Below are 23,257 nucleotides of genomic sequence, written 5' to 3' on the forward strand. Positions count from 1 at the left end.
ACGTGAAACATGACCCCGGACAGCATCGGGGGCGGTGTCTCATGTTTCACGTGAAACATGAGACACCGCCCCGCGCTGCAACTGCCTTACTTCTTGTAGTCCTTCAGGCAGAGCAGGAAGTCACTGCCGTCACCGCTCTCGGTGTACGAGTACTGGAAGTCCTTCGCGGCTGCCGAGCACTTGGCGTCAGCCTCGCTCGCGGAGTAATTGCCGCTGATCTTGGCCAGTACCGTGTACTGGGCCTTCGCGTCGCTGCACTTCACGACCTTGAGGTCCGGGTTGGTGTCGCTGGTGCTGCCCCGGTGCATGCAGTCGCCGACCTTTGCCGTGTCGGGGTCGTTCTGACTCGATATGACGCCGTAGATGGCGGCGCCGATACCTATCACGATGATGATGGCGAGCCGGATCAGCTTGGGGCTGAACCGGCGCCTCGGCTGCGGCGGGACCGGAGCGTACGGGGCTGCGCCCTGGGGCGGGAATCCGGGCTGGCCGGGCTGCTGCGGGTAGCCGCCCTGGGGCGGATACGGGGCCTGGCCCTGCGGCGGGTACGGAGCCTGCTGCTGAGGCTGGCCGTAGGGCTGCTGGCCCTGGGCGTATGGGTTCGGGCCCTGAGGCGGCGGAGTTGTCATTTGGGGTCCCCCCTGGAACGTGGGCGCATGACGCGGTATGGCACGCGGCATGGTGCGAAGTAAGACGCACGTAAGTTACCGGCACCCACTGACACCGCCGTGACCCGGATCGACTCCGTATCAGTGATGTGACACTTTTCGGCGCTCAAAGTGGGCCATAGCCGCAGCAACCGTCGAGTAGATAACGGCGACCGTGACCACCAGCGTCACCGAGCGGCCGTCCGGCGGCAGTACCAGGGCGGCCATCGCCGCCGCGCCGACGAAAGCGACGTTGAACAGCACGTCGTAGACGGAGAAGATCCGGCCGCGGAAGCCGTCGTCCACCAAGAACTGCACGATCGTGTCCGTGGCGATCTTCGCGCCCTGTGTGGTCAGGCCCAGGACGAAGGCCGCCGCCAGCATCGGGGCGGTGGTGAACGGGAGGCCGAGGGCCGGTTCCAGGACCGCGGCGCCCGCGGCGCACACGGCGATCCAGCGGCCGGGGCCGAGTCGTCCGGCGGCCCAGGGTGTCACCACGGCCGCCACGAAGAAGCCGGCGCCGGAAACCCCCAACGCCAGCCCCAGCAGGCGCAGTCCGCCGTCCGGGGTCGACGACAGGGCGTACCGGCAGAGCATCAGCAGCAGGACCGTCAGGGCGCCGTAACAGAAGCGCATCAGTGTCATCGCAAGGAGAGCCCGGACCGCTTCCCGGCGCTGCGGTGCGGCGAGATGCCGTAGCGCCGCTTTGAGGTCCCGGGCGGTGCCTGCGAGGGCTGATGTCAGTCGGGGGCGGGTCAACGCGAGGTCGGGGCCGAGGAGTTCGGGGGCCATGCGCAAGGAGGTGAGGGCCGCGCACAGATACAGGGCCGCGCCCAGCAGGACCACCGTGGCGTCGGTGTCCGCGACCAGCAGCCGGACGACGAAGGCGAGGCCGCCGCCCGCGGTCGCCGCCAGCGTTCCGGCCGTGGGGGAAAGGGAGTTGGCGAGGACGAGCCGTTCGTCGTCGACCACGCGAGGGAGTGCGGCGGACAGACCGGCGAGGACGAAGCGGTTGACGGCGGTGACGCACAGCGCGGAGACGTAGAAGAGCCAGTCCGGGACGTGGCTCACCATCAGAACGGCCGTCAGCGCGGCCAGCAGGGCGCGCAGCAGGTTGCCGTAGAGGAAGACCTGGCGGCGGCGCCAGCGGTCCAGGAGGACGCCGGCGAAGGGGCCGATGAGGGAGTACGGGAGGAGCAGGACCGCCATCGCGGAGGCGATCGCGGTGGCCGAGGTCTGTTTCTCCGGGGAGAAGACGACGTAGGTGGCGAGTGCGACCTGATAGACGCCGTCCGCGCCCTGGGAGAGCAGCCGCACGGCGAGCAGGTGCCGGAAGCCCTGGAAGCGCAGAAGGACGCGCAGGTCATGGACGACGGCCATGGGCACAGCCTCACATACGAGGAGGGTCCCCGGGCGGAATGCCCCGGGGACCCTCGACGACCAACCCGGCGGGTCCTAGCGCTCGACCTCGCCCTTGATGAACTTCTCGACGTTGGCGTAGGCCTCGTCGTCGAAGTACTGGACCGGCGGGGACTTCATGAAGTAGCTCGACGCGGAGAGGATCGGGCCGCCGATGCCGCGGTCCTTGGCGATCTTCGCGGCGCGCAGGGCGTCGATGATGACACCCGCGGAGTTCGGGGAGTCCCAGACCTCCAGCTTGTACTCCAGGTTCAGCGGGACATCGCCGAAGGCACGGCCTTCGAGGCGGACGTAGGCCCACTTGCGGTCGTCGAGCCACTGGACGTAGTCCGACGGGCCGATGTGGACGTTCTTCTCGCCCAGGTCGCGGTCCGGGATCTGTGAGGTGACGGCCTGCGTCTTCGAGATCTTCTTGGACTCCAGGCGGTCGCGCTCCAGCATGTTCTTGAAGTCCATGTTGCCGCCGACGTTGAGCTGCATCGTGCGCTCAAGGCGGACACCGCGGTCCTCGAACAGCTTCGCCATCACGCGGTGCGTGATGGTGGCGCCGACCTGCGACTTGATGTCGTCGCCGACGATCGGGACGCCCGCCTCGGTGAACTTGTCCGCCCACTCCTTGGTGCCGGCGATGAAGACCGGGAGGGCGTTGACGAAGGCGACCTTGGCGTCGATGGCGCACTGGGCGTAGAACTTCGCCGCGTCCTCGGAGCCGACGGGCAGGTAGCAGATGAGGACGTCGACCTGCTTGTCCTTGAGGATCTGGACCACGTCGACCGGGGTCTCGGCGGACTCCTCGATCGTCATGCGGTAGTACTTGCCCAGGCCGTCGAGGGTGTGGCCGCGCTGGACCGTGACGCCCTTGTTCGGGACGTCGCAGATCTTGATGGTGTTGTTCTCGCTGGCACCGATGGCGTCGGAGAGGTCGAGTCCGACCTTCTTCGCGTCGACGTCGAACGCGGCGACGAACTCGACGTCACCGACGTGGTACTCGCCGAACTGGACGTGCATCAGACCCGGGACCTTGGCCGCCGGATCGGCGTCCTTGTAGTACTCGACGCCCTGTACCAGTGAGGCGGCGCAGTTGCCCACGCCGACAATGGCTACGCGAACCGAACCCATTCCGGTTGCTCCCTGTGTGTGCGAGGTGAGGCCCTGACTGGACCTCATGTGGTGGTGTCATCGGACGGATCCGGCCCGGGGGTGGCACCCCCGAGCCGGGGCAGGCCGCCCGACTCCCCAGATGTGCTGTCCTGCTGAGCGGTGCCGTCCGGAACGGGACCCTTCAGGTCACGTCCGGCCCGCTCACTCTCGATGAGCTCGTTCAGCCAGCGCACTTCGCGCTCCACGGACTCCATTCCGTGGCGCTGGAGCTCAAGGGTGTAGTCGTCGAGGCGCTCCCGGGTCCGCGCCAGGGAGGCACGCATCTTCTCCAGACGCTCCTCCAGCCGGCTGCGGCGGCCCTCCAGTACGCGCATGCGTACGTCGCGTGACGTCTGCCCGAAGAAGGCGAAACGAGCGGCGAAATGTTCGTCCTCGTACGCGTCGGGCCCCGTCTGCGAGAGCAGCTCCTCGAAGTGCTCCTTACCTTCCGCCGTCAACCGGTAGACGATCTTGGCGCGACGCCCGGCGAGTGTGGCCGTGAGGGCGTCCTCAGGAGTGTTCCCCGACTCCTCGATCAACCAGCCGTTGGCGACCAGCGTCTTGAGGCAGGGATAGAGCGTCCCGTAGCTGAACGCACGGAACACACCCAGTGATGTGTTGAGTCGTTTCCGCAGCTCATAGCCGTGCATCGAGGATTCGCGGAGAAGGCCGAGGATGGCGAACTCAAGGATGCCGGAGCGCCGGCTCATCGTCGCCTCCTCCCTGTCCGCGGTCCGACCATGACGGTCTTTATGCCGAGCTGATGTATCGACTCGATACATCCAGACGATAGAACGGCCTTCCGGATGCGACAAGTGGGGAGATGGTGAGCGGCGTCACATCACTGATTCGTTGGAAGCAAGTTGCCTGATTTGGGGTGAACTTCGGGGCTAAGCAGGTTTTGACGGTGCGTAGTCTGTGCGGCATGCACACCACCGGGAACCAAGTGACGCGTGGGGGCGTCAACGTCCCCGGTGCGGTACGGATGAATGCAGAACCGACCACATCCGTACTTCGGGGGGACCGGAAACCAGCCGCCGTTTCCAGGCGCGCACGGGTGCGCCTGCCCGAGGAGTAATCGTTCGATGAGCGAGCACCGTCGCAAACCGCCGCAGCCGCAGGGAGGCGGACGTGCCGCGGACCGACGCGGCCAGTCCGGACCGACCTCCGGCCGCCGCGCGGCACCGCGAGGCGCCACCACCGGGTCTCCATCCGATTCCTATGGGTCCAACCCCGCCGATGCGGGGGGTGACGACCGCCAGTACGGCAGCCGTGCCGAAGCCCGTCGGGCCACGCAGAGAGGCGGCGGCCGTCGTAGAGGGGCCGAGCCGGCAGGCCGCGGTCCCGGTGGCCCGAACGGGCCCGGCCGGGGCAGAGGACGCGGTCCCGCGCCCGGCAAGAAGAGGTTCATCGACTATCCGCGCTTCGACAAGTACGGATGGCGCCGCTGGATGCCCTCCTGGCGGCTTGTCTCCGGCCTGTCCCTGTTGTTCTTCGGCAGCCTCGTGGCCGCGGTCGGTGTCGGCTACGCGATGGTCAGCATCCCCAGCGAGAACACCGCCGCCAAGTCGCAGAACAACGTCTACTACTGGGCCAACGGCGACCAGATGGTCGCCACGGGCACCGGGGCGAACCGTCAGAACATCACCATCGATCAGATCCCCAAGGCCATGCAGTGGTCGGTGATCTCGGCCGAGAACAAGAGCTTCTACACGGACTCGGGCGTCGACCCCATGGGTATCGCCCGGGCCCTGGTCAACATGGCCCGGGGCGGTGAGACGCAGGGTGGTTCGACGATCACCCAGCAGTTCGTCAAGAACACCTACCTGAGCCAGGAACAGACGGTCAGCCGTAAGTTCAAGGAGATGTTCATCTCCATCAAGGTCGGGACGTCGCTCAGCAAGGAGCAGGTCCTCCAGGGCTACCTGAACACCTCGTACTACGGCCGCGGCGCCTACGGCATACAGGCCGCCGCGCAGACCTATTACGGCGTGGACGCGGTCAAGCTGACGCCCAGTCAGTGTGCCTTCCTGGCCGCCCTGTTGAAGGGGCCGACGTACTACGACCCGATCGGCGCCACGAACATCGACTCCGCGGCCACTCCCGCCGCCAACCGCAAGCGCTCCGAGGCCCGCTGGAGCTGGATCCTCGAGCAGATGCACGACGACAAGCGCATCACGGACGCCGAGTACCAGACGGCCATCAAGAAGTACCCCACGCCCCAGGGCCTGAAGGCGACCAAGGGCATGACCGGCCAGATCAGCTACCTGGTCGACACGGCCAAGAAGTACGTCCTGAGCCACTCGAACATCTCGCAGACCGAGTTCGACCAGGGCGGCTTCCAGATCTACACGACCTTCCAGAAGGACAAGGTCAACGAGCTGAGCGCGGCCGTGAAGAAGATCCAGAATGAGCGCATCGACCCGAAGAAGCGCAGTCTGGACAAGTACGTCCAGTTCGGCGCGGCGTCGGTGACGCCGAAGGACGGAGCGATCGTCGCCCTCTATGGAGGTGACGGTTACGAGAACGGCCACTTCACCAACAACGCCGACACCTCGGGTGTCCCAGTGGGCTCGACCTGGAAGCCGTTCGTGCTCGCCGCGGCCATGGAGTACGGCACGTACAAGACCGACGGTGTCGGTATCTCGCCGCTCAGCAAGTACAACGGCGACGACCATCTCAAGGTCAGAAACCAGGACGGCTCGTACGTCCTGAACAAGGACAACTCGATCTTCTACCAGAACAACGAGAGCAACTATCCCTGGGGCTACATCACGCTCCGCAAGGCGATGGAGCAGTCCATCAACACGCCGTACGTGCAGCTCGGTATGGACGTCGGGATGACGAAGGTGAAGGCCGTCGCCAAGTCGGCGGGCATCCTGGACGGCAGCATGGCGAAGGACCTCAACGCGTCGTTCGCCATCGGTACATCGACCCCCAGCGCGATCCGGATGGCCGACGCCTACGCGACGTTCGCCGCCTCGGGCAAGCAGGCGGACCCGTACTCGGTGACGGCCGTCAAGCATGGCGGGCAGCCGGTGTCCGGCTTCAGCAAGCCCGTTGTGAAGCAGGCGATGCCGGAGAACGTGGCGAACAACGTCACGGACACCCTGGAGAACGTCATCCAGAACGGTACGGCCAAGAACGCCAAGGCTCTGGGCCGCACGGCGGCCGGCAAGACCGGTACCACCGACAGCAACAAGTCGGCCTGGTTCGTCGGCTACACCCAGCAGCTCTCGACCTCGATCGCGATGTTCAGGGAGAACCCCAAGGACGCCGAACTGCTCTCCATGAACGGTACGGCGGGGGTCGCCTCCATCCATGGTGGTGACATCCCGACATCGATCTGGACCGAGTACATGGAGGCCGCACTCAAGGGGAAGTCCGACCTGGGCTTCCCGGACGCCACCAAGATCGACAAGGTTCAGAACGAGGACGGCGCACCGTCTCCCTCTCCGACGCCCGTGGTGACGCCGAGCGAGACGCCCAGTGAAACACCGAGCGAGACGCCCAGTGAAACACCGAGTTCGACGCCATCGGCATCCGAGTCCTGCCGGTTCAGTTGGCAGTGCAGTGACAATGGCGGCACCGACGGAGGCACGACGTCCACACCGACGGACACGGCTACTGCGACGGAGTCCAGCGGCACCAATAACGGCAACGGCAATGGGGGCTTCTTCGGAGGCTCAACCGGTTAGCCGCCATACCGTCCACGATGGGTGTTTCACGTGAAACACCCATCGTGGACGGTTTCACGTGAAACAGGGGCCGTCGCATCCACCAGGTTGCGGCGGCCCTCGGCGTACTCCTAGGTGTGTACGGCAGGATGTGCCCCATGCCCAGTGCAGAACTGACGCCCACGAGCGTGCACGAGCCGGATCCGGTAAGGCCGACCAAGGTTGACCAGGTCGCCGCCGCCGGCAGCGAACTGATCGGTGGCCCTATCGGCCGGCGCGCCCTCCTCGGGACGTCCTGGTGGACTCCCGTACGGGTCGTCGCGCTGGTGGCGATCGGTATGTTCGCCCTCGGCCTGGTCCAGAAGGCGCCCTGCTACAACAGCGGTTGGTTCTTCGGCGCGAGTTCGCAGTACACGCACGCGTGCTACTCGGACATCCCGCACCTGTACCAGGGGCGCGGCTTCGCCGACGGGCTCGTCCCGTACTTCGACAAGCTCCCCGGCGACATGCAGTACCTCGAATACCCGGTGCTGACGGGTGTGTTCATGGAGGTGGCCGCCTGGCTCACACCGGGCAGCGGCAGCATCCAGCACCAGGAACAGTGGTACTGGATGGTCAACGCCGGGATGCTGATGGTGTGCGCCGCCGTCATCGTCGTATGCGTCAGCCGCACGCACGCTCGCCGGCCCTGGGACGGACTGCTGGTCGCCCTGGCTCCCGCCTTCGCGCTCACCGCCACCATCAACTGGGACCTGCTGGCCGTCGCTCTGACGGCCTCGGCGATGCTGATGTGGTCCCGGGGCCGTTCCCTCGCTTTCGGCGTCCTGTTGGGCCTTGCCACGGCCGCCAAGCTGTATCCCGTCTTTCTCCTCGGCCCGTTGTTCCTGCTGTGCTGGCGTGCGGGCAAGTGGCGGGACTTCGGGAAGGCGTTCGGCGGAACCGCCGTCGCCTGGCTGGCGGTGAACCTGCCGGTGATGCTCTTCGCCTTCGACGGCTGGTCGAAGTTCTATACGTTCAGCCAGGAACGGGGCGTCGACTTCGGGTCGTTCTGGCTGATCCTGGCCCAGAACTCCACCGACCCGCTCAGCACCGACACCGTCAACACGTTCGCCACCCTGCTGATGCTCCTGTGCTGCGGAGCCATCGCGGCGCTCACGCTGACCGCTCCACGCCGGCCGCGGTTCGCTCAGCTGGCCTTCCTGATCGTCGCGGCGTTCATCCTGACCAACAAGGTCTACTCGCCGCAGTACGTGCTGTGGCTGGTCCCCCTGGCCGTGCTGGCCCGGCCGAAGTGGCGGGACTTCCTGATCTGGCAGGCGTGCGAGGTGGCGTACTTCCTGGGGATCTGGATGTACCTCGCGTACACGACCAGCGGAGACGCCCACAAGGGCCTGCCGACCGACGGCTATCACTGGGCCATCGGCTTGCACCTCCTGGGCACGCTCTACCTGTGCGCCGTGATCGTGCGCGACATCCTCATGCCGGAGCGGGACGTGGTGCGCCTGGCGGGCGACGACGACCCCTCGGGAGGGGTGCTCGACCGGGCGGAGGACGTGTTCGTGTTCGGGGCCGCGGCCCGTCCCGGACGGCATGCGGCCCCCTTCGACGGACCGCAGGTGGAATGGGGCGGCGAGGGGTCGGCCGACCGTTCGCTCTGAGCGAACAGAGCCTGGCCAGGACACGCGAAAGGCCGTACACGGAACCTTCCGTGTACGGCCTTTCTGCTGTTCCGGGGAGGCTCAGCGATCCACGATGCGGTCGAACTGGGTTGTGGTGTGCCGCAGATGGGCCACCAGCTCCTCGCCGACCTTCGGCTCGGCCGCTTCCGAGGGCACGAACAGGATCGAGACCTGCATGTGCGGAGGCTCGGCGAACCAGCGCTGCTTGCCGTCCCAGACGAACGGAGAAAGGTTCCGGTTCACCGTGGCCAGGCCGGCGCGGGCGACGCCCTTGGCGCGTGGCATCACGCCGTGCAGTGCCTTGGGTGCCTCCAGGCCCACCCCGTGCGACGTACCGCCCGCCACGACCACCAGATAGCCGTCCGAGGCCGCCTTCTGCTGCCGGTAGCCGAAGCGGTCGCCCTTGGAGACCCGCGTGACGTCCAGGACCGCCCCGCGGTACTCGGTGGCCTCGTGGTCCCCCAGCCACAGCCGGGTGCCGATGCGGGCCCGGAAACGGGTCTGCGGGAACTGCTGCTGCAGCCGGGCGAGTTCCTCGGCCTTCAGGTGGCTCACGAACATCGTGTGCAACGGCAGCCGCGCGGCACGCAGCCGGTCCATCCAGCCGATGACCTCCTCGACGGCGTCCGAGCCGTCGGTGCGGTCCAGCGGGAGGTGGATGGCGAAGCCCTCCAAGCGGACGTTCTCTATGGCCGAGTGCAGCTGGGGCAGTTCCTGCTCGCTGACGCCGTGTCTCTTCATCGAGGACATCACCTCGATGACCACACGGGCGCCCACGAGGCCGTACACACCGTCGATGGACGACACCGAACGGATCACCCGGTCCGGCAGCGGAACGGGCTCCTCACCGCGGCGGTATGGCGTCAGCACCAGCAGGTCGCCCCCGAACCAGTCCTTGATCCGGGCGGCCTCGTACGTCGTGCCGACGGCGAGGACGTCCGCGCCCAGACGCGTCGCCTCCTCCGCGAGCCGCTCGTGCCCGAAGCCGTAGCCGTTGCCCTTGCAGACCGGGACGAGCCCCGGGAACTGCTCGGCCACGTGCTTGTGGTGCGCCCGCCAGCGCGCAGTGTCGACGTAGAGCGTGAGCGCCATGGCCGGACCTGGAACCTTTCGGGTGGCTGCGGTGTATCAGGAGTATGAGAGCTGTCGACGCTATCGAAGCGAGGACCGTCGGGTCAGCGGCGCGACATGTAGATGTCGAGCGCCTTGTGGAGCAGCTTGTTCAGCGGGAAGTCCCACTCGCCGAGGTATTCGGCGGCCTGCCCGCCGGTGCCCACCTTGAACTGGATCAGACCGAAGAGGTGGTCGGTCTCGTCCAGCGAGTCGGAGATGCCGCGCAGGTCGTACACGGTGGCGCCGAGTGCATAGGAGTCACGCAGCATCCGCCACTGCATCGCGTTCGAGGGCCGGACCTCACGCCCGATGTTGTCGGAGGCGCCGTAGGAGTACCAGACGTGTCCGCCGACCACGAGCATCGTCGCCGCCGACAGGTTCACCCCGTTGTGGCGGGCGAAGTACAGCCGCATGCGGTTGGGGTCCTCGGTGTTGAGGGCCGTCCACATGCGCTGGAAGTACGACAGCGGGCGGGGCCGGAAGTGGTCGCGCACGGCCGTGATCTCGTACAGCCGCTGCCATTCCTCAAGGTCGTGGTAGCCGCCCTGGACGACCTCGACACCGGCCTTCTCGGCCTTCTTGATGTTGCGGCGCCACAGCTGGTTGAAGTTCTTGTGGACCTCTTCGAGCGAGCGGTTCGCCAACGGCACCTGGTAGACGTAGCGCGGCTGGACATCGCCGAAGCCGGCGCCGCCGTCCTCGCCCTGCTGCCAGCCCATACGGCGCAGCTTGTCGGCCACCTCGAAGGCGCGCGGTTCGATGTAGTCGGCCTCGATGTCACGCAGCCGCTTCACGTCCGGGTTCTGGATGCCCGCCTTGATGGAAGTGGCCTCCCAGCGCCGGATGATGACCGGCGGGCCCATCTTCACCGAGAAGGCGCCCTGCTGCTTGAGGTGGGCCAGCATCGGCTGGATCCAGTCGTCCAGATTCGGCGCGAACCAGTTGATGACCGGGCCCTCGGGCAGATAGGCCAAGTAGCGCTTGATCTTGGGGAGTTGGCGGTAGAGGACCAGGCCCACGCCGACCAGCTCGCCGGTCTTCTCGTCGAACCAGCCGAGGTTCTCGGAGCGCCACTCCGCCTTCACATCAGCCCATGCCGGGACCTGCATGTGGCTAGCCGACGGCAGGCTCTGGATGAATGCCAGATGCTGCTCTCGGCTGATGGTCCTCAGGGTCAGGCTCATTCGGGGCGCTCCTCGGGCTGGTGTGTCCCCATGGGTACAGGGGCTCCGGCTCTCGCGCCGAAGCCTACTGCGCCGTGCGAGCGCCCCGACTGGGCGTATGCAACCTTCGCCTCGGCCTGTGGGTCGCCGAGGCGTTCCGTGGTGTTTTACGCGGTGTTCGGACCGCGATGCCGGAGTGTCAGTTGATGACGCCACCGAACAGTCCGCCGTGCGCCATGCCGAGGAAGAATCCGACACCCGCGGCACCGAGACCCAGGATCAGGCCGAAGCGTTCCCTCGTCGTCTCCGAGATCCACTGTCCGTACGCGCCGGTGAGGATCCCCACCAGGCCGGTCCATGAGCTGAGCAGATGCAGGCTGTGGAAGAACGACGTGGTGAACGCCGTCACTCCGAGCACCAGGGTCACCGCGAGCAGCGTGTCCTGGAGCGGATGGGGCTTGCCGTCCGTCGCGAAAAGGGAACCGGCGGTGTTGGGTCGCAATGCCTGTGCCATGTGGCACCTCCTGCGGAAGGCGGCGCGTCGTCGCGCCGGACACACCCGATGTGTACAGATTGACGCTCTCCGCCACCGGATTTCAACCGGAAGCCGGTGTGCGGGTACTCTGTACCCTCTGCACTGGTGTCTGCCCACGTCGTCACGGATCGGAATCCCCGCAAGGGGCCCCGATGTCAGTGGCGGCTGTTTTACTGGCACACACTGTTGCTTACGCATCACAACCCTCCTGCCACGGATCGACCGTGGCCGCTGAGTCCAAAGGAGGTGGGTTCCACATGCGTCACTACGAGGTGATGGTCATCCTCGACCCCGATCTGGAGGAGCGCGCTGTCTCCCCCCTGATCGAGAACTTCCTCTCCGTCGTCCGTGAGGGCAACGGAAAGGTCGAGAAGGTCGACACCTGGGGCCGTCGTCGTCTCTCGTACGAGATCAAGAAGAAGCCCGAGGGCATCTACTCGGTCATCGACCTGCAGGCCGAGCCTGCGGTCGTCAAGGAGCTCGACCGCCAGATGAACCTGAACGAGTCGGTCCTCCGGACCAAGGTCCTCCGCCCCGAGACCCACTGAGCATCCTGCTCAGCTGATCTCGGGATTCGAGTAGCAGCACCAAGCAGCCAGCAGCAAACCCGCCGAGAGGTTCCCCCATGGCAGGCGAGACCGTCATCACGGTCGTCGGCAATCTTGTCGACGACCCCGAGCTGCGCTTCACCCCTTCCGGTGCGGCGGTCGCGAAGTTCCGTGTCGCGTCCACTCCCCGCACCTTCGACCGCCAGACGAACGAGTGGAAGGACGGCGAAAGCCTCTTCCTCACCTGCTCGGTCTGGCGGCAGGCGGCGGAGAACGTCGCCGAATCGCTCCAGCGAGGCATGCGCGTCATCGTGCAGGGCCGGTTGAAGCAGCGGTCCTACGAGGACCGTGAGGGCGTCAAGCGCACGGTCTACGAACTGGACGTCGAAGAAGTCGGCGCCAGCCTGCGCAGTGCCACGGCCAAGGTCACCAAGACCGCCGGTGGCGCTCGCGGTGGCCAGGGCGGCGGCTTCGGCGGCGGTGGTGGTGGCGGCCAGGGTGGCGGCGGCTGGGGTGGAAACTCCGGCGGCGGTCAGCCGGCCGGCGGCGCTCCCGCCGACGACCCGTGGGCGACCGGCACTCCCGCCGGTGGCAGCCAGGGCGGCGGTGGCGGCGGCTGGGGTGGAAACTCCGGCGGCGCCAGCGGTGGCGGTGGCGGCGGCTACTCGGACGAACCCCCCTTCTAGGCCTTCGGGCCGAGGGTGGGTCGTACCCACACTTCTTGATCACACAGGAGATACACCATGGCGAAGCCGCCTGTGCGCAAGCCGAAGAAGAAGGTCTGCGCATTCTGCAAGGACAAGGTCCAGTACGTGGACTACAAGGACACGAACATGCTGCGGAAGTTCATTTCCGACCGTGGCAAGATCCGTGCCCGCCGGGTGACCGGCAACTGCACGCAGCACCAGCGTGACGTCGCCACGGCCGTGAAGAACAGCCGTGAGATGGCGCTGCTGCCCTACACCTCCACCGCGCGATAAGGGAAGGGTGACCGACCAATGAAGATCATCCTCACCCACGAGGTCTCCGGCCTCGGTGCCGCGGGCGACGTCGTCGACGTCAAGGACGGTTACGCTCGCAACTACCTGATCCCGCGGAAGTTCGCTATCCGCTGGACCAAGGGTGGCGAGAAGGACGTCGAGCAGATCCGTCGTGCTCGCAAGATCCACGAGATCCAGACCATCGAGCAGGCCAACTCCGTGAAGGCCCAGCTCGAAGGCGTCAAGGTTCGTCTGGCCGTCCGCTCCGGCGACGCCGGTCGCCTCTTCGGTTCCGTCACCCCGGCCGACATCGCTTCGGCGATCAAGGCTTCCGGTGGCCCCGAGGTCGACAAGCGTCGTATCGAGCTGTCTGCCCCGATCAAGACGCTGGGCGCCCACGAGACGTCCGTGCGTCTGCACCCCGAGGTTGCCGCCAAGGTCAACATCGAGGTCATCGCGGCCTGACCGCTGCGCTCGGCATAGCGGAGAGAGGGGCCGCACCCGTTGGGGTGCGGCCCCTCTGCCGTCCCCGTCCTCGGGACGGGCAGGCCATGGCCCGCGTATTGGGTCCGGGATGTGCAGGGCAGAGTGTGTGTTGGTGAGGGCGGCGCAACGGCGTGCATGTTTCACGTGAAACGTGGCAGCGAGCGGTGTTTCACGTGAAACGGTCAGCGGGTCGCGCCCGTGACGACCCAGCGGCCCGAGCGGGCGCGCAGCAGGAGCGTCAGCATGCGCACTGTCATCATCAGGGTCATCGCTCCCCAGAGAGCGGTCAGTCCGGCGCCGAAGACCGGTACGAGCAGAGCCACCGGGACGAACACCACCAGGGTCACCAACATCGCTCCTGCGAGATACGGCCCGTCTCCCGCGCCCATCAGCACCCCGTCCAGGACGAAGACGACACCGCAGATGGGCTGCGAGAGCGCCACCATGATCAGGGCGGGCAGGGCGGTGTCCTTGACGGTGGAGTCGCTGGTGAACAAGGGGAGGAACAGCGGCCGGGACACGATCACCAGGAGACCGAGCACCACTCCGACGGCGACGCCCCACTGCACCATGCGGCGGCAGGCGGCCCGGGCGCCTTGTGGATCGTCCGCACCGAGGTAGCGGCCGATGATGGCCTGGCCTGCGATGGCAATCGCGTCGAGTGCGAAGGCCACCAGAGACCACAGGGACAGGATGATCTGGTGGGCGGCGATGTCGGCATCGCCGAGACGGGCGGCAACCGCTGTCGCGGTCAGGAGGATCGCTCGCAGGGAGAGCGTGCGTACCAGGAGAGGCGCGCCCGCCTGCGCCGAAGCTCGGATTCCAGCCGTGTCGGGGCGGAGCGAGGCTCCATGTCGGCGAGCCCCTTGGACGACCACGACGAGATACACGGCGGCCATCCCCCATTGGGCGATGACGGTGCCCCAGGCGGAGCCGGCGATGCCGAGGTCGGCGCCGTAGACGAGCCCTAGGTTGAGGGCGCCGTTGGCGACGAAGCCTGTGATGGCGACGTACAGCGGTGTTTTTGTGTTCTGCAGTCCACGGAGGACCCCGGTGGCGGCGAGTACGACCAGCATGGCCGGGATGCCGAGCGAGGAGATCCGCAGATAGGTCGTCGCGTAGGGGGCTGCCGTGTCCGAGGCGCCGAAGACGTCGACGAGGGCGGGCGCCGAGGGGAGCACGACGGCGATGACGGTGGCACCTATTAGTAGGGCGAGCCAGATGCCGTCCATGCCCTGGCGGATGGCCGCTTGAAGATCGCCCGCGCCGACACGTCGGGCGACGGCCGCCGTGGTGGCGTAGGCGAGGAAGACGAAGACGCTCACAGCTGTCGTCAGGAGGGCCGAGGCCACGCCGAGTCCGGCGAGTTGTGGCGTGCCGAGATGACCCACGATCGCACTGTCGGCCATGACGAAGAGCGGCTCGGCCACGAGTGCACCGAAGGCCGGGACAGCCAGCATGACGATCTCGCGGTCGTGCCGGCGTCGGGTGGCCCTGGTGGTCGCGGGAGCCTGTGTCATGAGCACTAATCTAATCGTCCACAGGTAAGAGATGCAATTACTGTGTGACCCTTACCTCTGATCTCGCCTCGTGTCCTCTCGCGCACTGTTCGAAGCGATCTTGGTCCGACTGGAGAAGTTTTTCTTCTGCACAGCCGGTGGATGGGGAAAGGGCAGGTCAGATGGGTTGTGCTCGGAGCGGAGCGGTCTTGTTCACAGGGCTGTCCACCGGGTCGTGCACAGGTTTTGGCGGGTTCTCCACAGCATCCGGGCCGTCGTCCACATGGCCTGTGGATAACCAGATTGGCTGACGGTGCCCGCGGGCCTACGGTGGACCGGCACCCGCCCCGTCAGTCGGACTGAGAAACATCACAAAACCGACGCGCCCGTACCGGAGTTGGGCGTCTCATTTGTCAGTGCCGTGCCGTAGAAATGAGGGGCACGGCGAGGTCCGCTCGGCGGACGGGAGGAGGTGGCTCGGTTGAGTATTTCCGAGCCCTTGGACGACCCGTGGGCCGAGAGCGGTCCAAGTGATCGTCTGCCTGCTTCCCGACGGCGCGGTGACGGAGGCCGGGGTCGCGACGAACAGCACGACCGCGGCCGGGAAGGCGGCGAGTGGGAGGGCGCAGGCTCGGCCTTCGAACGCGTGCCGCCGCAGGACCTCGATGCCGAGCAGTCCGTACTGGGCGGCATGCTCCTGTCGAAGGACGCCATCGCCGACGTCGTTGAGGTCCTCAAAGGCCACGACTTCTACAAGCCCGCGCACGAGACGATCTACCAGGCGATCCTCGACGTCTACGCCAAGGGCGAGCCGGCCGACCCGATCACCATCGCCGCCGAACTCACCAAGCGCGGCGAGATCAACAAGGTCGGCGGCGCATCGTATCTGCACACGCTCGTCCAGACCGTGCCGACGGCGGCGAACGCGGAGTACTACGCGGAGATCGTCCACGAGCGCGCCGTCCTGCGCCGCCTGGTCGAGGCCGGTACGCGCATCACGCAGATGGGATACGCGGCCGACGACGACGTCGACGAGATCGTCAACCGGGCCCAGGCCGAGATCTACGCGGTCACCGAGCAGCGGACCAGCGAGGACTACCTTCCGCTCGGCGACATCATGGAGGGTGCGCTCGACGAGATCGAGGCGATCGGCTCGCGCAGCGGCGAGATGACGGGTGTGCCCACCGGGTTCACGGACCTCGACTCGCTCACCAACGGTCTGCACCCGGGCCAGATGATCGTCATCGCCGCCCGGCCCGCCATGGGCAAGTCCACGCTCGCGCTGGACTTCGCGCGTGCGGCATCGATCAAGCACAACCTGCCGAGCGTCATCTTCTCCCTCGAAATGGGGCGCAACGAGATCGCGATGCGTCTGCTGTCCGCCGAGGCCCGCGTCGCCCTGCACCACATGCGTTCCGGCACCATGACCGACGAGGACTGGACCCGGCTGGCGCGTCGGATGCCCGAGGTGTCGTCCGCTCCGCTCTACATCGACGACTCACCGAACCTGTCGATGATGGAGATCCGCGCGAAGTGCCGTCGGCTCAAGCAGCGCAGCGACATCAAGCTCGTGATCATCGACTATCTGCAGCTGATGCAGGCTGGTGGCTCCAAGCGTCAGGAGAGCCGTCAGCAAGAAGTCTCGGACATGTCCCGAAACCTCAAGCTCCTGGCGAAGGAGCTTGAGGTGCCGGTGATCGCGCTCTCACAGCTCAACCGTGGTCCCGAGCAGCGCACCGACAAGAAGCCGATGGTGTCCGACCTGCGTGAGTCCGGCTCCATCGAGCAGGACGCCGACATGGTGATCCTGCTCCACCGCGAGGACGCCTACGAGAAGGAGTCACCGCGCGCGGGCGAGGCGGACATCATCGTGGGCAAGCACCGTAACGGTCCGACGGCGACGATCACTGTCGCCTTCCAGGGCCACTACTCACGCTTCGTGGACATGGCGCAGACGTGACCGGGCGACCGTAGGCGGCCGACCCGGCGCCGTGTCCCGAGAAATGTGCTCGACGTACGCCCATCCCGCCGGATGGACTGGGGGCATGACGACATCTCTGGACGACTTGCTTCCCGCTACCCGCCGGGCGTTGCTGCATCGGATCGCCGTCGCTCAGGCCGAGGGGCGGGCACCGTCGTTGGTCGCGGCGGTGGTGCGGGACGGGCGGGCGGTGTGGCACGGTGCGCGGACCTCGGTGGACGGGCACGGGCCGGACGAGAACGTGCAGTACCGGATCGGTTCCATCACCAAGATGTTCACCGCCGTCCTGGTGCTGCGGCTGCGGGACGAAGGCGTCCTCGATCTCGGTGACCCCTTGGAGAAGCATCTGCCGGGCACCGGCGCGGGGGAGGCCACCATCGCCCAACTGCTCGCGCACACAAGCGGGTTGGCGGCCGAATCACCCGCGCCCTGGTGGGAACGGACGCCTGGTTCCCTGCGCCCCGAACTCCGCGATGTGCTGGGCGAGCAGCCCCTGCTGCATCCGGTCGGCCGCCGGTTCCACTATTCGAACCCCGGATACACGGTGTTGGGCGCGCTCGTCGAGGAGCTGCGCGGTGCGCCCTGGGAGGACGTACTCCGGCGGGAAGTGCTCGAACCCCTGGGCCTCCATCGCACGAGTGCTCAGCCTCAGGCACCCCACGCGGGCGCCTGGGCGGTGCATCCATGGGCCGACGCACTGCTTCCGGAACCCGCCGTGGACCTCGGTCTCATGGCGCCGGCCGGTCAACTCTGGTCCACCACGGGCGACTTGGCGCAGTTCGCCGTCTTCCTGGCCAGCGGGGACGACCGGGTCCTGAGTGCGGAGTCCGTGCGGGAGATGAGGACTCCCGCGGCACCGGCCGAGGCGGCCGATGTCGTGGACGGCGTCGCCTACGGTCTCGGCCTGCAGCTCCAGAACCACGACGGCCGACTGCTCATCGGCCACTCCGGGTCGCTGCCCGGCTTCCTGGCGAACCTCACCATCAGCCTGGAGGACGACGTTTCGGCGGTGGTGCTGGCCAACTGCACCTCCGGACCGCTGCTGTCGTTGGTGGGTGCCGACCTCGTCCGTATCGTCGCCGAGGCCGAACCGAGGATTCCCGAGCCGTGGCGCCCGATGCCCGAAGTCAACGCCTCCGTACTGGAGTTGGCCGGGCAGTGGTACTGGGGTACGCATGGTTTCGCCCTGCGGCTGACGGCGGACGGAAGGGCCTCGCTGGAGCCATTGGCGGGCAGGGGTCGCCGCTCACGTTTCCGGGCCAACGGTGACGGCACCTGGACCGGCCTGGAGGGGTACTACGCCGGAGAGCTTCTACGGCCCGTACGGCGCCCGGACGGGTCCGTGAGCCAACTGGACCTCGGATCGTTCGTCTTCACGCGTCAGCCGTACGACGAGAGCGCTTCTGTGCCGGGTGGGGTGGACCCGGAGGGGTGGCGGGGGATCCGCTAGCCGTCACAGTCGGGGGAGGCGTCGTGTTTCACGTGAAACATGGCGCCTCTCTTCTTCAGAGCGGGAGCTTGAAGCCCACGTGTGAGGCGGTGAAGCCGAGGCGCTCATAGAACCGGTGGGCGTCGGTGCGAGTCGCATCGGAGGTCAGCTGGACCAACTGGCAGCCTTGGCGGCGCGATTCGGCGATCGCCCACTCGATGAGCTGTGTCCCCAGGCCGCTGCCCCGCTCGTCCGCGTGGATGCGTACGGCCTCGATGATCGAGCGTGTGGCGCCCTTGCGGGAGAGCCCAGGGATGACCGTGAGCTGGAGGGTGCCGACGACGCGGCCCTCGCGCACGGCGACGACCAGGTGCTGGTTGGGGTCGGCTGTGAGGCGTTCCAGCGCGGCCAGGTAGGGCGTCAGGTCGTCGGGTGACTCGCGCTGGGAGCCCAGGGGGTCGTCGACCAGCATGCCGACGATGGCGGGTACGTCTTCGGTGACCGCGGCTCGTATCTCAAGATCTCCCATGGACACACCTTAGGCAGCGGTGTGCGGCGGGAACGGGCTACGCGGGCGCGTGCATCGACTCCACGACGCGGACCAGGGGTGCCAGCTCCGGGTTCCCGGCCGCTGTGTCGAGCGCCTCCCGCAGGGCGGTGTCATTCGTGGGCCGGGCCTCTTCGAGCAGGCCGAGGCCGGCCTCGGAGACGTTCGTGTAGATGCCCCGTCGGTCGGTCGGGCACAAATACCGGGCGAGCAGACCGCGGTCCTCAAGTCGGGTGACCAGCCGGGTGGTGGCGCTCTGGCTGAGGACGACCGCGTCGGCGACCTGCCGCATCTGCAGATGGCCCCCCTCCCCGTCGTGCTGCCGGCTGAGCACGTCGAGCAGGGAGTACTCCCGCATGCTCAGGTCGTGCTTGGCCTGTAGGGCGCGCTCGATGTGCGCCTCGATCCTCCCGTGCAGCAGGGAGAGGGCGCACCAGCCCTGGGCAAGGGCGGTGAGTGCGGGGTCTGTCGCTGTCATTGGCGTTTCCTCCGTCCCGGAGCGGCTGAACCCAGGATAGGGCAAGGATGAAATAGTCCGCGCTTGCATATAGCCCGCGTATGCAACTATTGTGAACGCACGTAAAGCGCTCCTGCAATCTTCTGGGAAGGGTACATCCCCATGCCTCTCGCGCTTCTGGCCCTCGCGATCGGGGCCTTCGGAATCGGAACGACCGAGTTCGTGATCATGGGCTTGCTGCCCCAGGTCGCGGGTGACTTCGGGGTCTCCATCCCCACCGCCGGCCTGCTGGTCACCGGCTACGCGCTGGGTGTGGTGATCGGCGCCCCGCTGATGACCGTGCTCGGCACCAAGATCCCCCGCAAGCGGATGCTGATGCTGCTGATGGGCCTGTTCATCGTCGGCAATCTGCTCTCCGCCGTGGCCCCCAGCTTCTCCGTGATGCTGATCGGCCGTGTGGTCGCCTCGCTCGCACATGGCGCCTTCTTCGGCATCGGCTCGGTCGTTGCGGCCGAGCTCGTCGCCCCGGACAAGAAGGCCGGAGCCATCGCGATGATGTTCACCGGGTTGACCGTCGCCAATGTGGTCGGCGTCCCGCTGGGCACCCTCGTCGGGCAGTCCGTCGGTTGGCGCGTCACCTTCGCCATCGTCGCGGGCCTCGGCGTGATCGGCCTGGTCGGCATCGCCAAGCTCGTGCCCGACCTGCCCAAGCCCGAGGGCGTGCAACTACGGCACGAGCTGGCCGCCTTCAAGAACACCCAGGTGCTGCTCGCCATGGCGATGACCGTCCTCGGTTTCGGCGGTGTCTTCGCGGCCATCACCTACATCGCGCCGATGATGACCCATGTCGCGGGCTTCGCCGACGGCTCCGTCACCTGGCTACTCGTCCTCTTCGGCCTCGGCATGGTCGGTGGCAACCTCATTGGTGGCAAGTTCGCCGACCGCGCCCTGATGCCCATGCTGTACGTCTCGCTCGGCGCCCTGGCGGTGGTGCTCGCGCTCTTCACGGTCACCGCGCACAACAAGATCGCGGCAGCCGTCACCATCGCGCTCATCGGCGCCCTGGGCTTTGCCACCGTGCCGCCGCTGCAGAAGCGGGTCCTCGACCAGGCACACGGCGCCCCGACGCTGGCCTCCGCGGTGAACATCGGCGCCTTCAACCTCGGCAACGCGCTGTCCGCCTGGCTCGGCGGCATCGTCATCGCGGCCGGCCTCGGCTACACCGCCCCCAACTGGGTCGGCGCCGCCCTCGCCGCGGCAGCTCTGGTCCTCGCGATCCTCTCGGCCGCCCTGGAGCGCCGCACCGGCGCCCACGGCACGGTCGTGGCGGGCGGCCTGCCGAGCGAGCAGCGGACCGTCGCCCACCACTGACCCCGCCGGGCCGGAACGGGGAGACGCGGGGCCAGGGCCGTCCCTGTGACCCTCGACCGCACCTGGCCGTCCGACCCACCTTCCGACGCCACCAACAGCAACACCCGCAAGGAGAAACCCTGATGAGCACCACCACCGCCGTAGCCCCGCTGACCATCCAGGACGCCGAAGCGCTCGTCGACCACGCTCGCCGCGCCGCGGAGACCGCCGGGGTCACGGTCAGCGTCACCGTGCTGGACGCGGGCGGTCATCTGCTCGCTTTCCGGCGTGACGACCGGGCCGTGCTGATCTCCGGGGAGACCAGCACCCGCAAGGCGTACACCGCGCTTCAGCTGAACGCGGCCACCGCCGACCTGGTCGACGCCGTTCAGCCCGGAGGTCTCTTCCACACCCTGCCGACCGCGCTCGACCGACCGCTGCTGTTCATCGCGGGCGGTCTCCCGGTGCACCGCGACGGCCGACTGATCGGAGCGATCGGGGTCGGTGGCGGCGCGCCGTCGCAGGACCACGGGTTCGCCCAGTCCGCCGTGGAGGCACTCGTCTGACGTCTGAAGACGGCTGAACGCCGGTTCTCGACCAGGTCGGGAGCCGGCGTTCGCCGTGCCCGGAGGTGTCAGCCGGCCGCGACCGTGAGGGGCGCGAACCGCCGTGTCCAGTCGCCGGGCAGCTCCGCGATCCCGTACGTCATCACGGAGTTGGACGCGCAGTACTCCAGGCCACGTGCCTTCGCCCAGGACAGCAGGTCTTCGTGGCGTACGTCGATGTCGGTGCGCAGGGGGCGGTCGGCGCGGGCGGCGAGTGAGGCGAGGAGAGCCTTCGCCGTCTCCGAGTCCTGTGCGATCAGCGGGCCCACGACCTGTGTGTCCATGTTGGGCCAGGCCGCCGCGTACCCGATGATCCGGCCGTTGTCCTGTGCCACCCGCAATTGGTCGGCGAAGGCGGGCAGCCGTGTGATGAGGGGTGTGCGATCGGTGCCGAACACCTCCTCGTCGAGCCGGAGGATGCCGGTGAGGTCCTCGGCCGTGGCCGCACGGGTGGCGATCCGGGACTCAGGTCCGTCGGATCGAGCAGGCGTGAAAAGACCCCGGAGCATCTCGGCTCGGCCGGTCACTTTGAAGCCGAGTTCTTCGTAGAGCGGGCGACCGTTCGGGGTCGCGTGGAGGGTCAGTGGCGTGGGGCTCAACACGGACAGCACGTGGCGCATCAGTCGGCGTCCCACGCCCTGGCGCGCATGGCGTTCGGCGACCAGGACCATGCCGATGGCGCCCAGATCCGGGCAGTCCTGCGGGCCGTACTCCGTGACGACACACGCCGCGACGAGGCCGCCCTCCGGGCTGTCGATGCCGTACCCCGTCCCTGCGCTGAGGAGGAAGCCCCATTTGTGTTCCTCGCGTGGCCACCCCCGGTCCTCGGACAGGTCGGCGCAGGCGATGCGATCGCGGAGCGTCAGCCGGCGGATGGGCAGAGCGGCGAGGGAATGAGTCGGCACGCAGGTCAGGCTCTCTGACTGCGTTGTCGGCGTCCACCCGTTTCCGGGGAGACGTACTTGCTTTTGGCCATGTCATGGCCGACGGCACAACACCTCGGCGGAAGCCGGATGTTTCACGTGAAACAGCGGCAAACGGCGAGCATCCGGCAGGGTCGCGGAAGGCGTCACAGTTCCGCCCACTAACCTCGTGGCCCATGGCGAGACTTCATCTCTTCGACCTTGACGGCACTTTGCTGCACGGGACCAGCGCCCCCCTGGAGATCTCACGTCAACTCGGTCTGGAAGCCGAGACGGTGGCGCTTGAGCAGGAGATTTCGGCCGGGCTGATCGGGCCGCCGGAGTATGCGACCCGTGTGTACGCGCTCTGGGCGGATCTCACTGAGGCGCATGTGGCGGCTGCCTTTGAAGGGGCCCCTTGGCTGGCGCGGATCCGTGAGGTCTGGGCCGAGATCAGGAGCGCCGGCGAATACTGCGCCGTCGTATCGCTCTCGCCGTCCTTCTTTGTGGAGCGGCTCACGGGCTGGGGTGCGCATGCGGCACACGGATCGCTTTTCCCCGCCGTGCCCTTCACCGAGCCTTCCATGGACCTGGGCGGAGTCCTCAATGGCGCCGCCAAAGTGTTGATCGCGGATCGGCTGTGTGAGGAGTTCGGGGTGACGAGGGCGGATTGTGTCGCCTATGGCGACTCGATGTCGGACAGGGATCTGTTCGGCGCTGTGCCTGTCTCTGTCGCGGTGAACGCCGATGGACATGTGGCGGGCCTTGCCACCCACTCCTATGCGGGACGGGATCTGTGGGATGCCTACGAATTGGTGCGCGGCGCCCGGTAGTTGAGGGAATTGATGGTTCGCCCCTCCGCCTGTTCACGGGGGAGCAAGGCGGGACTTGTGCGCGCACCGAGTGCCGGTATGGTCGACTCCGGTTCTGGTCCGCAGCAGGGTGCCGAAGGAGGGTACTGCGGGCAATGTCACACTCCCGCCTTACTTGTCCGTACGCGGCGGGAATGTGGGTTGGATATGGCTGTATTGGCCGCTTGAACGAACGGGGAAAAGCAAGCAGTCCGCGCGGAAAGCAGGCAGCTTCCGATGAGGAAGCAC

The 23,257-nt window shown here is 67.2% G+C and carries 22 protein-coding genes; 11 read left to right on the forward strand and 11 right to left on the reverse strand.

Going from position 1 to position 23,257, the window contains the following annotated elements:
* Nucleotides 1–86 precede the first annotated feature (86 nt).
* The 4 genes from OC490_RS28035 to OC490_RS28050 form a co-directional block, all read right to left on the reverse strand.
* On the reverse strand, nt 87–629 hold the full coding sequence (locus OC490_RS28035; protein WP_262060800.1) for a hypothetical protein: 543 nt from the start codon (nt 627–629) through the stop codon (nt 87–89).
* A 120-nt stretch (nt 630–749) separates the two neighbouring features.
* Complete coding sequence (locus OC490_RS28040; RefSeq protein WP_262060801.1) at nt 750–2,027, reverse strand: MFS transporter; 1,278 nt, start codon at nt 2,025–2,027, stop codon at nt 750–752.
* A 75-nt stretch (nt 2,028–2,102) separates the two neighbouring features.
* Nucleotides 2,103–3,185 carry an inositol-3-phosphate synthase gene (locus tag OC490_RS28045; protein WP_262060802.1) on the reverse strand — a complete coding sequence of 361 codons (1,083 nt, stop codon included), beginning with the start codon at nt 3,183–3,185 and terminating at the stop codon, nt 2,103–2,105.
* 44 nt (nt 3,186–3,229) lie between these two features.
* On the reverse strand, nt 3,230–3,916 hold the full coding sequence (locus OC490_RS28050) for a PadR family transcriptional regulator (protein ID WP_262060803.1): 687 nt from the start codon (nt 3,914–3,916) through the stop codon (nt 3,230–3,232).
* Nucleotides 3,917–4,657: 741 nt separating this feature from the next.
* On the opposite strand from OC490_RS28050, the gene OC490_RS28055 reads away from it, so the two are divergent.
* Nucleotides 4,658–6,904 carry a transglycosylase domain-containing protein gene (locus tag OC490_RS28055; protein ID WP_262060804.1) on the forward strand — a complete coding sequence of 749 codons (2,247 nt, stop codon included), beginning with the start codon at nt 4,658–4,660 and terminating at the stop codon, nt 6,902–6,904.
* 128 nt (nt 6,905–7,032) lie between these two features.
* Nucleotides 7,033–8,541: a glycosyltransferase family 87 protein gene (locus OC490_RS28060; protein ID WP_262060805.1), complete on the forward strand. Its 1,509-nt coding sequence runs from the start codon at nt 7,033–7,035 to the stop codon at nt 8,539–8,541.
* Between the two features lie 81 nt (nt 8,542–8,622).
* Here the strand turns inward: OC490_RS28060 and OC490_RS28065 are convergent, their stop codons facing one another.
* The 3 genes from OC490_RS28065 to OC490_RS28075 all read right to left on the reverse strand — a co-directional run bounded on the left by OC490_RS28065 (nt 8,623) and on the right by OC490_RS28075 (nt 11,352).
* On the reverse strand, nt 8,623–9,654 hold the full coding sequence (locus OC490_RS28065) for an alanine racemase (protein WP_019073376.1): 1,032 nt from the start codon (nt 9,652–9,654) through the stop codon (nt 8,623–8,625).
* Between the two features lie 83 nt (nt 9,655–9,737).
* On the reverse strand, nt 9,738–10,859 hold the full coding sequence (gene femX / locus OC490_RS28070; protein ID WP_262060806.1) for a peptidoglycan bridge formation glycyltransferase FemX: 1,122 nt from the start codon (nt 10,857–10,859) through the stop codon (nt 9,738–9,740).
* A gap of 178 nt (nt 10,860–11,037) precedes the next feature.
* The gene (locus tag OC490_RS28075) at nt 11,038–11,352 is read right to left on the reverse strand and encodes a hypothetical protein (RefSeq protein WP_262060807.1); all 315 of its coding nucleotides are present in this window, start codon (nt 11,350–11,352) and stop codon (nt 11,038–11,040) included.
* Nucleotides 11,353–11,630: 278 nt separating this feature from the next.
* Between OC490_RS28075 and rpsF the strand changes: the two genes are divergently transcribed.
* The 4 genes from rpsF (at nt 11,631) to rplI (ending at nt 13,366) form a co-directional block, all read left to right on the forward strand.
* Nucleotides 11,631–11,921, forward strand: a complete 291-nt coding sequence (rpsF, locus tag OC490_RS28080) for a 30S ribosomal protein S6 (RefSeq protein WP_006604399.1) — start codon at nt 11,631–11,633, stop codon at nt 11,919–11,921.
* A gap of 77 nt (nt 11,922–11,998) precedes the next feature.
* On the forward strand, nt 11,999–12,607 hold the full coding sequence (locus OC490_RS28085; protein ID WP_262060808.1) for a single-stranded DNA-binding protein: 609 nt from the start codon (nt 11,999–12,001) through the stop codon (nt 12,605–12,607).
* Nucleotides 12,608–12,664: 57 nt separating this feature from the next.
* Nucleotides 12,665–12,901, forward strand: coding sequence for a 30S ribosomal protein S18 (rpsR, locus tag OC490_RS28090; RefSeq protein WP_006381652.1), 237 nt, complete (start codon nt 12,665–12,667; stop codon nt 12,899–12,901).
* A gap of 18 nt (nt 12,902–12,919) precedes the next feature.
* Entirely contained in the window at nt 12,920–13,366 is a 447-nt protein-coding gene (rplI, locus tag OC490_RS28095) for a 50S ribosomal protein L9 (protein ID WP_019073380.1), read from the forward strand.
* Nucleotides 13,367–13,569: 203 nt separating this feature from the next.
* Here the strand turns inward: rplI and OC490_RS28100 are convergent, their stop codons facing one another.
* Complete coding sequence (locus tag OC490_RS28100) at nt 13,570–14,907, reverse strand: MATE family efflux transporter (protein ID WP_262060809.1); 1,338 nt, start codon at nt 14,905–14,907, stop codon at nt 13,570–13,572.
* A gap of 460 nt (nt 14,908–15,367) precedes the next feature.
* Between OC490_RS28100 and dnaB the strand changes: the two genes are divergently transcribed.
* Together dnaB and OC490_RS28110 are read left to right on the forward strand one after the other, a co-directional pair.
* The gene (gene dnaB / locus OC490_RS28105) at nt 15,368–16,846 is read left to right on the forward strand and encodes a replicative DNA helicase (protein WP_200713270.1); all 1,479 of its coding nucleotides are present in this window, start codon (nt 15,368–15,370) and stop codon (nt 16,844–16,846) included.
* Between the two features lie 85 nt (nt 16,847–16,931).
* Nucleotides 16,932–18,317, forward strand: coding sequence for a serine hydrolase domain-containing protein (locus tag OC490_RS28110; RefSeq protein WP_262060810.1), 1,386 nt, complete (start codon nt 16,932–16,934; stop codon nt 18,315–18,317).
* Nucleotides 18,318–18,372: 55 nt separating this feature from the next.
* Here OC490_RS28110 and OC490_RS28115 read toward each other — a convergent pair whose 3' ends face one another.
* A complete protein-coding gene (locus OC490_RS28115; RefSeq protein WP_262060811.1) occupies nt 18,373–18,825 on the reverse strand; it encodes a GNAT family N-acetyltransferase in 453 nt (150 codons plus the stop codon).
* A 37-nt stretch (nt 18,826–18,862) separates the two neighbouring features.
* Nucleotides 18,863–19,321 carry a MarR family winged helix-turn-helix transcriptional regulator gene (locus OC490_RS28120; protein WP_262060812.1) on the reverse strand — a complete coding sequence of 153 codons (459 nt, stop codon included), beginning with the start codon at nt 19,319–19,321 and terminating at the stop codon, nt 18,863–18,865.
* A gap of 141 nt (nt 19,322–19,462) precedes the next feature.
* Between OC490_RS28120 and OC490_RS28125 the strand changes: the two genes are divergently transcribed.
* Together OC490_RS28125 and OC490_RS28130 are read left to right on the forward strand one after the other, a co-directional pair.
* Nucleotides 19,463–20,671, forward strand: a complete 1,209-nt coding sequence (locus OC490_RS28125) for an MFS transporter (RefSeq protein ID WP_262060813.1) — start codon at nt 19,463–19,465, stop codon at nt 20,669–20,671.
* Between the two features lie 122 nt (nt 20,672–20,793).
* Nucleotides 20,794–21,216 (forward strand): GlcG/HbpS family heme-binding protein, encoded by a 423-nt coding sequence (locus tag OC490_RS28130; RefSeq protein WP_262060814.1) that lies wholly within the window; start codon nt 20,794–20,796, stop codon nt 21,214–21,216.
* A 68-nt stretch (nt 21,217–21,284) separates the two neighbouring features.
* Here OC490_RS28130 and OC490_RS28135 read toward each other — a convergent pair whose 3' ends face one another.
* A complete protein-coding gene (locus OC490_RS28135) occupies nt 21,285–22,160 on the reverse strand; it encodes a GNAT family N-acetyltransferase (RefSeq protein ID WP_262060815.1) in 876 nt (291 codons plus the stop codon).
* A gap of 194 nt (nt 22,161–22,354) precedes the next feature.
* Between OC490_RS28135 and OC490_RS28140 the strand changes: the two genes are divergently transcribed.
* Entirely contained in the window at nt 22,355–22,990 is a 636-nt protein-coding gene (locus OC490_RS28140) for an HAD family hydrolase (protein WP_262060816.1), read from the forward strand.
* Nucleotides 22,991–23,257 lie beyond the last annotated feature (267 nt).

This window comes from Streptomyces sp. STR69, assembly GCF_024519455.1.
Taxonomy (GTDB): Bacteria; Actinomycetota; Actinomycetes; order Streptomycetales; family Streptomycetaceae; genus Streptomyces.